At 28.4% G+C, this 1,242-nt stretch carries 1 protein-coding gene and 1 pseudogene; one reads left to right on the top strand and one right to left on the bottom strand.

Annotated features, from left to right (window positions below; translation table 11 throughout):
* A pseudogene (locus tag KHW44_RS09785) lies at positions 1–235 on the bottom strand (ABC transporter ATP-binding protein); the annotation flags it as partial.
* A 152-nt stretch (positions 236–387) separates the two neighbouring features.
* Between KHW44_RS09785 and KHW44_RS09780 the strand changes: the two are divergent.
* The coding region (locus KHW44_RS09780; protein ID WP_304068942.1) for an AraC family transcriptional regulator at positions 388–1,242 on the top strand (855 nt) is incomplete at its 3' end.

Raw genomic sequence — 1,242 nt, 5'->3', positions numbered from 1 at the left:
AAAAGTTTGACAAAAAGTAAACTAGTGCCCCTATCGTCAAATATAAGACAGCTTGAATGGACAAAGTCCTAGCTACTAATAAATCTCCTTCAACAATTGAACTTCTTAAAAGTTTATACAGTAACGAATATCCGTACACCATTAGAAATGCAGATAGTGCTGATAAAAAAACTGCTATATATCCATTATGTTTTTCTTCAGGCACATAGGAAAAAAGCCTTTTATAAATTTTCATATTCCCCTCCTTAATATTCCTATTAGATTCAAATTTGCCTAGGAGATAATAATTATCATTGCGTTTTTATTATACATCAGTTATAATTACTAATACAATAGTTTTGAATTAATAAGGCTAATTGGAATATTGTCTAAAAGGGATAGTGTGTTATGACATATTATGATTTTGTAAAAGAATATATGAACGTAGATGAATGTAAAAATAATAAGAAATATTCAAGTGCAGGGCATACATTTTGTTGGAGTAAAGATGATTCAATTAATGCAGAAGGCCTATATTGGTTTTATGAAGGAAATGAATTTATTATTGATATCCACGATTTTTATATCAAAGAAGAAGTTATTCAAAATAGTACTTATAGTATGGAAAACTATGTTTCGATATGCTCTAGCTATATTGTAAGTGCAAACGGTGAAAAATTTAACCCTTATCAAACTTTGACGCCAAACTCCTTATATACTCTTGATTTTGACAATATAAGAGATGACTTTGTTTTTTTATTACACGAGAATTGTTGTTATCTTGCTGTTTCCATTGGTTTTAAAAAAGAACTAATAGAAAAACATTTAGCATCTATTAACATTAATCCAGAATCATTTTATTCAGCTTTACTTCAACCTAATCAAATAATTCTTACAAAATCCTTAGAAAAAGTGGCAATGGAAATATTAAATTGTAAGATGGACCCTCCTGCCGCTGATTTTTTCTTTAAAGCCAAAGCAAATGAATGGGTAAGCATTGTTATAGATACCTACTTAAATAGGAAAAAATATAAAATTGAATCTGATGATAATAAAGCACTTGAAGATGTAGCAAGATTTTTAGATGATCATTTCACTATGAATGTAAATCAAGAAACCCTTGAAAAAATATCTAAAATGAGCGGTACTAAACTAAAAAATTTGTTCAAAGAAAAATATGGTCAAAGCATTACAGAATACACCCAAAGAAAAAGAATGAATGTAGCTGAAACTCTTCTTTTAAATACCGAACTACCTATAAAG

The sequence above is a fragment of the Finegoldia magna genome, assembly GCF_018371055.1.
Classification (GTDB): domain Bacteria; phylum Bacillota; class Clostridia; order Tissierellales; family Peptoniphilaceae; genus Finegoldia; species Finegoldia magna_I.
This window is presented reverse-complemented; position numbering and strand designations above follow the sequence as displayed.